The sequence below is a fragment of the Peribacillus sp. P4_C12 genome, from assembly GCF_056402095.1.
In genome coordinates, this window is the sequence record NZ_JBFUIB010000194.1 from 1 (window position 1) to 6,594 (window position 6,594).

At 37.4% G+C, this 6,594-nt stretch carries 8 protein-coding genes and 1 pseudogene; all 9 read left to right on the forward strand.

Annotated features, from left to right (window positions below; translation table 11 throughout):
• A pseudogene (locus AC1DUW_RS18390) lies at nt 1-97 on the forward strand (chemotaxis protein CheD); the annotation flags it as partial.
• A 134-nt stretch (nt 98-231) separates the two neighbouring features.
• Entirely contained in the window at nt 232-999 is a 768-nt protein-coding gene (locus AC1DUW_RS18395) for a FliA/WhiG family RNA polymerase sigma factor (protein WP_477643146.1), read from the forward strand.
• A gap of 415 nt (nt 1,000-1,414) precedes the next feature.
• Nucleotides 1,415-1,738: a hypothetical protein gene (locus tag AC1DUW_RS18400; protein ID WP_053345347.1), complete on the forward strand. Its 324-nt coding sequence runs from the start codon at nt 1,415-1,417 to the stop codon at nt 1,736-1,738.
• Between the two features lie 11 nt (nt 1,739-1,749).
• Nucleotides 1,750-2,382 (forward strand): hypothetical protein, encoded by a 633-nt coding sequence (locus tag AC1DUW_RS18405; protein WP_053345348.1) that lies wholly within the window; start codon nt 1,750-1,752, stop codon nt 2,380-2,382.
• 152 nt (nt 2,383-2,534) lie between these two features.
• Nucleotides 2,535-3,248 (forward strand): 30S ribosomal protein S2, encoded by a 714-nt coding sequence (gene rpsB, locus AC1DUW_RS18410; protein WP_053345349.1) that lies wholly within the window; start codon nt 2,535-2,537, stop codon nt 3,246-3,248.
• Nucleotides 3,249-3,551: 303 nt separating this feature from the next.
• Nucleotides 3,552-4,436, forward strand: coding sequence for a translation elongation factor Ts (gene tsf, locus AC1DUW_RS18415; protein ID WP_477643147.1), 885 nt, complete (start codon nt 3,552-3,554; stop codon nt 4,434-4,436).
• Between the two features lie 122 nt (nt 4,437-4,558).
• Nucleotides 4,559-5,281, forward strand: coding sequence for a UMP kinase (gene pyrH, locus AC1DUW_RS18420; RefSeq protein ID WP_053345351.1), 723 nt, complete (start codon nt 4,559-4,561; stop codon nt 5,279-5,281).
• Between the two features lie 3 nt (nt 5,282-5,284).
• A complete protein-coding gene (gene frr, locus AC1DUW_RS18425) occupies nt 5,285-5,842 on the forward strand; it encodes a ribosome recycling factor (RefSeq protein ID WP_053345352.1) in 558 nt (185 codons plus the stop codon).
• A gap of 394 nt (nt 5,843-6,236) precedes the next feature.
• Nucleotides 6,237-6,594, forward strand: a 358-nt coding sequence (gene uppS, locus AC1DUW_RS18430; RefSeq protein WP_477643148.1) for a polyprenyl diphosphate synthase, incomplete at its 3' end; no start/stop codon positions are given.

Sequence of the window (6,594 nt, forward strand, 5' to 3'; positions counted from 1 at the left end):
AGATGTGGGTGGGAATAGCGGTAGAACAATAGAATTTAATTCGAAAGATTGTATGTTAAATATCCGGACCGTGAATAAAGGGACAAAAAACATATAATAAGGGATTACGACTTGTCAGAAAAAAGTGCAACTTGAAAATGACAGGAACACTTGCAATCAAAATATTGTTGCATCTAGAGCCTCGTTGGCCGTTTTGATTACAAAATGTATACAATGTTAGGAGGAAGTCCTATGTCTAATCTGACTATCGGAGAGGAACAGTTATGCTGGAAAAATTGGATTGACTGCAGAGATCAACAAGCAGGGGACAATTTGGTTAAGAAATATATCCCACTTGTATCTTATCATGTCCAACGCATTTCAGTGAGCATGCCTAAAAATGTGAGCCGTGATGATATAAGGAGTTTGGGGATGATGGGGTTATTCAATGCCCTAGAACGTTTTGATCCAAAACGTGATCTGAAATTTGACACATATGCTTCATTTCGAATTCGTGGCGCGATACTAGATGGATTAAGGAAAGAAGATTGGCTCCCGCGAAGTGCTAGAGATAAAGCCAAGAAAATTGAGTCTGCGATCGAAAAATTAGAGCAGAAATACATGAGGAATCTTTCGCCAAATGAAATTGCATCTGAATTAAATATTCCGGAAGATGATGTATATGCTGCATTAAATGAAAATTTCTTTGCCAACGTTTTATCAATGGATGAGAATCCTCAAGAGCAAGATGATAAAGAAGGCACAAACTTTCATATTAAAGATGAAAAAGCAAATCTACCTGAGGAACATCTGTTAAGGAACGAACTGTATGTGGAACTAGCCAAAGTTATAGAAACACTTAATGAAAAGGAACAGTTGGTTTTACAACTTTTTTATAAAGAAGAGCTTACTTTAACCGAAATTGGACAAGTAATGAGCCTATCTACGTCGCGGATTTCTCAGATCCATTCTAAGACGATATATAAACTAAGAAACGCAATGCAGGATAAAAAGAATTAAGCAGTAATATAGAGAGGGTAAAGGGGCATGGAGGCTGGGTTTCATATCATGCTGTTACCTAAGTGCATAATAAATTGTCTGGAAAACTATTCCCATGGAGTTCTCTTGAGCAATATCACCCAGGTTAAATCGTCATGTGTTCGAAAATAGACCCTGTAAAAGGTATATAAATTACATAATATTCTATATTGGTGCCTGAAAGGGTAGATTGAGTTGTGTTTTGCCTCCCAATAGTAGAGTAAACCAGCAATACTCTTCAAATCGCCAACAAAAAAATCCACTGCCCATTTCAGGTCCATCCAACTTAATTGGTTACGATGACGATAATACTGGCTAGTTCCTTGTTCAGTATTTTGAGTTGTAGGGTCAGAAAGAGTACTGTAAATGCCGTTTTTATAGAAAGGGGTGGGTTGTCATGAGTTTTAACGCGATCGAGATGCAAATTGCTCTTTCGAGAACCCAAGATGCAGGGAAAATCCAAGAGCAAAATCAACAAAAAAATTTAATCCAACAAGATCATGCTGCCCATCAAGTTCGAAAGAATCAAGAACGGAAACTAAAGACTGTAGTTAGTGAAGAACAAAAGCTTCCCGCTCATTTTTATGAAAAAGAAGGGAATGCCGATAAATGGCAGTTTCTTAAAAAAGATAGGCAGAAAGAAAATAAGAAAAAAACAATAACAACAGTGAAAAAAGATTCTCATCCGTATAAAGGAATCAGGATTGACTATTCGGGTTAAGGGGAGGCACCATGTTAGTGATTTTTATGTTTCTACTGTTTCTTTTAAACATGCTCACCATTTTCGCCGTTGTCGTTTTATATCTCCGTCAAAATCGTTTAACTAAGCTTGAAAAAGACCAAAAAGCCATCATAAGTGAGATGGAAGAACTTTTGTCTGGTTATTTAATGGAAATGAAGGAAGATAACGAGACGTTGGTAAAGACTTTTACGAATTCAGTTGCATTAAAACCCAAGGGTGAGCATGAAGAACAAGAACGTGCGGTAGTGAAGAATTCCACGAGAGATAACGAAATCAAGCGAGAGAAAAAAATGTTGCCCGATTACAAAGAAGGGCGGCATATGGGAACAAAAAAGCAAGCTGCCGAAGCCTATAACAAAAAGCCAGAAGATAATGAGGAGCATAGATTTCCCTTAAAATCGGAAGATAGATTGGACCTTTCTTCAGAAGCCCCTTCTCTGTCCAACCAGGAGTATGAAAAAGAATTTTCAGGCATGTTACAGGTTGGATTAAATGAATTATCATTAAATGAACAAGTAGAATATTTAGCGGATCAAGGCCATTCTATAGAAAAAATCGCAAAAAAATTAAATCGCGGCAAAACAGAAATTGAACTTTTATTAAAGTTTCACATGAATAGATAATTTTTGCTTGATAGTGTCGTATCATTATGATATATTATGAAATGGTGTTAATACACACGCCCCGTGATTCTAGCAGATGGTGCTGTTTAGACAGTTTCTGTATGAAAATGATCGGAGCGGAGGAAAAACAAAACCATTTAGGAGGAACTAAAATGTCAGTCATTTCTATGAAACAATTGCTTGAAGCTGGTGTGCATTTCGGACACCAAACACGTCGCTGGAACCCGAAAATGAAGAAATATATCTTCACTGAGCGTAACGGCATCTACATCATCGACCTTCAAAAAACAGTTAAAAAGGTTGAGGAAGCTTATAACTTCGTTAAAGAACTAGCTGCTAACGGTGGAACTGTTCTTTTCGTTGGTACTAAAAAACAAGCTCAAGAATCTGTTAAAGAAGAAGCTATCCGTTCTGGTATGTACTATGTAAACCAACGCTGGTTAGGTGGAACTTTAACAAACTTTGAAACAATCCAAAAACGTATTACTCGTCTTAAAGATATCGAAAAAATGGAAGAAAACGGAACTTTCGAAGTACTTCCTAAAAAAGAAGTTATCCAACTTAAAAAAGAATGGGATCGCTTAGAGAAATTCTTAGGCGGTATTAAAGATATGAAGACTCTTCCAGATGCGATCTTCGTTATCGACCCTCGCAAAGAGCGTATTGCTGTTGCGGAAGCACACAAATTACACATTCCACTTGTTGGTATCGTTGATACAAACTGTGATCCGGATGAAATCGATGTAGTTATTCCTGCGAATGACGATGCAATCCGTGCTGTTAAATTATTAACAGGTAAAATGGCAGATGCTATCTTAGAAGCTAAACAAGGCGAAGAAACAGCAACTGAAACAACAACTGCTTAATAGGCAAAAAAGGTTGCTTAATTAGTAAGAAAAAAAGGTGATAAGAGGATAATGCCTTTTATCCCTTTTTTTTGCACTAAATAAGCATACATAAATCCCGTGCGAATTTTTAAAAAACGTTACGGTTGATTTTCAGGGAATGAAGATAATATGACATCAGGGTTTTGTCCATAAGAATGACCGGCTGATGGTTTTTTGAGAATTTTGCTATAATTTGTTGTTTTTATTGATAAAAACAAGTATTATCTGGCAAAATGGGTAAAGACTGAATAAACTGCATTTAATTTGAGGAGGATAAATATTATGGCAATCACTGCACAATTAGTTAAAGAATTGCGTGAAAAAACTGGTGCCGGCATGATGGACTGTAAAAAGGCGCTAGTACAAACTGAAGGTGATATGGAAAAAGCAATCGATTTCCTACGTGAAAAAGGAATTGCGAAAGCTGCTAATAAAGGAGACCGTATCGCTGCTGAAGGTTTAACTTCTATCGTTGTTGAAGGAAACCAAGCAGTTATCCTTGAAGTGAACTCAGAAACAGATTTTGTTGCTAAAAACGAAGGCTTCCAAGCTCTTGTTAAAGAATTGGCTGCATTCCTTCTTGCTAACAAACCTGAAAGCGTTGAAATTGCTCTTGAGCAAACAATGGAAAATGGAGCAAAAGTTGCAGATCATATCAATGCGGCAGTTGCTAAAATTGGTGAAAAWTTAACTCTACGTCGTTTCCAAGTTGTTACAAAAACAGATAATGACGCATTTGGCGCATACCTTCACATGGGTGGACGTATCAGTGTGCTTTCTGTTCTTGAGGGTACAACTGATGCAGAGGCTGCTAAAGGCGTTTCAATGCATATCGCTGCAATTAACCCGAAATATATTTCACGTGACCAAGTGGATGCAAGTGAATTAGACCGCGAACGTGAAGTTCTTACACAACAAGCTCTTAATGAAGGTAAACCAGAAAAAATCGTTGCGAAAATGGTTGAAGGACGTATCAACAAATTCTACGAAGAAATCTGTGTGAACGAACAAGCTTTCGTTAAAAATCCAGATCAAAAAGTTGGACAATTCGTTGAATCTATAGGTGGAAAAATCCAATCATTCGTTCGTTATGAAGTAGGCGAAGGTCTTGAAAAACGTCAAGAAAACTTTGCTGAAGAAGTAATGAACCAAGTTAAAAAAGACTAATTGCAAGAAAATGATTGAATAGGGAACACTCTAGTGTTCCCTATTTTTTGAAATGTCATGAACTTTTGTTAGCAAGAATAACGGGATGAACGAACGAAAAGATTACATAGTTGGAGGTTTTCATGAGTAACGCTAAATATAAACGTGTTGTACTAAAACTCAGTGGCGAAGCATTAGCCGGTGACGAAGGGTTTGGAATTAACCCTGCAGTAATTAAATCAATTGCTGAACAAGTGAAAGAAGTAGCTGAACTTGATGTAGAAGTTGCTGTAGTTGTCGGTGGCGGAAACATTTGGCGCGGGAAAATCGGAAGTGAAATGGGCATGGATCGTGCTAATGCCGATTATATGGGTATGTTGGCTACAGTCATGAACTCATTGGCTTTACAAGATAGCCTTGATCAACTTGGAATTGAAACACGCGTCCAAACTTCCATTGAGATGAGACAAGTGGCAGAACCATACATTAGACGCCGTGCGATCAGACATCTTGAGAAAAAGAGGGTTGTAATTTTTGCAGCTGGTACAGGTAATCCTTATTTTTCAACGGATACTACTGCCGCCTTGCGTGCAGCTGAAATTGAAGCTGACGTTATCTTGATGGCGAAGAATAATGTGGATGGCGTTTATAATGCTGACCCGGTTAAAGACAAAAATGCTGTGAAGTATGATGAACTTTCTTATCTTGATGTGATTAAAGAGGGATTAGAAGTAATGGATTCAACTGCGTCCTCACTTTGCATGGACAATGATATACCATTGATTGTCTTCTCGATTATGGAAAAAGGTAATATTAAACGAGCGGTTTTAGGCGAAACGCTTGGAACAATTGTAAGGGGGAAATAAAAGATGCCGAAACAAGTTATTTCAAATGCGAAAACGAAAATGGAAAAAGCCATTGGAGCTTACACACGTGAATTAGCCAGCATCCGTGCCGGCAGGGCGAATGCCTCGTTGCTTGATAGAATATCTATTGATTATTATGGTTCTCCAACCCCGATTAATCAGGTTGCTGGTATTTCTGTACCGGAAGCTAGACTTTTAGTGATTCAGCCTTATGACAAAACCGTCTTAGGTGAGATTGAAAAAGCGATTTTGAAATCTGACTTAGGTTTAAATCCTTCCAATGATGGGTCAATCATCCGTATTGCCATTCCTGCGTTAACTGAAGAACGTAGAAAAGAGCTTGTGAAGGTTGTCAAGAAAGAAGCGGAAGAAGCGAAAATAGCAGTCCGTAATGTTCGTCGCGATGGTAATGACGATTTGAAAAAACTTGAAAAAAATGGTGAAATCACTGAAGATGATTTACGCGGCTATGCTGATGACATCCAAAAGATGACTGATGGCAATATCACGAAAATCGATGAGATTACGAAAGATAAAGAAAAAGAAATTTTGGAAGTATAATCTCTTCTTAAAATATAAAATAAAGAGGGCCGAATCCATACAGGTCATGTCTTAGTTCTAACATATAGGTGTGCTAAAAAGAGAAAACTGTTATAATAAGGTTTCTCCGATAATGATTACGCCTTGAGTTAGTAAGCTGCATGCAAACGTTGGAGGTGGTCCTTTTTTGTATTTTTCATTGCAAATGATAAACTGTTTTTAGAAAAAAGAAGTGATAATTTCTCCCCTTCTGACTTCTAATTAAGAAATTTTTTTCATAATAATATGAGAACAAGTTTTTTTTTGATATTATAATAAAGATTCTGTTCTTTTTCGCAGAAAGCTTGATATACATAGAGCGCGAATATTTTTAACTTTGTAGAGAGATAAGTACAACCTAATGGGGGACTAACATATGTATTCACTATGGAAGCGTTTCGTTAAAAAAGATGCTTCTTCCGATGTAACAAATAGGATTCAGCATATTAAGAAGTTTGATGTTCCTCAACATATTGCCATTATTATGGATGGAAACGGCCGTTGGGCCAAAAAGCGTGCACTGCCACGCGTGGCCGGTCATCATGAAGGAATGAAAACCGTTCGTAAAATTACGAAAGTAGCCAATAAATTAGGAGTAAAAACATTAACCGTCTATGCGTTCTCCACTGAAAATTGGAAACGTCCGAAAAGTGAAGTCGACTTTTTAATGAAGCTTCCTCAGGAATTCCTCGGGACCTTTTTACCTGAGCTTATTTCTGAAAATGTAAGAGTAG

Coding starts and splice junctions, on each gene's coding strand:
- AC1DUW_RS18395 (WP_477643146.1), top strand. CDS start 232: ATGTCTAATCTGACTATCGGAGAGGAACAGTTATGCTGGAAAAATTGG.
- AC1DUW_RS18400 (WP_053345347.1), top strand. CDS start 1,415: ATGAGTTTTAACGCGATCGAGATGCAAATTGCTCTTTCGAGAACCCAA.
- AC1DUW_RS18405 (WP_053345348.1), top strand. CDS start 1,750: ATGTTAGTGATTTTTATGTTTCTACTGTTTCTTTTAAACATGCTCACC.
- rpsB (WP_053345349.1), top strand. CDS start 2,535: ATGTCAGTCATTTCTATGAAACAATTGCTTGAAGCTGGTGTGCATTTC.
- pyrH (WP_053345351.1), top strand. CDS start 4,559: ATGAGTAACGCTAAATATAAACGTGTTGTACTAAAACTCAGTGGCGAA.
- frr (WP_053345352.1), top strand. CDS start 5,285: ATGCCGAAACAAGTTATTTCAAATGCGAAAACGAAAATGGAAAAAGCC.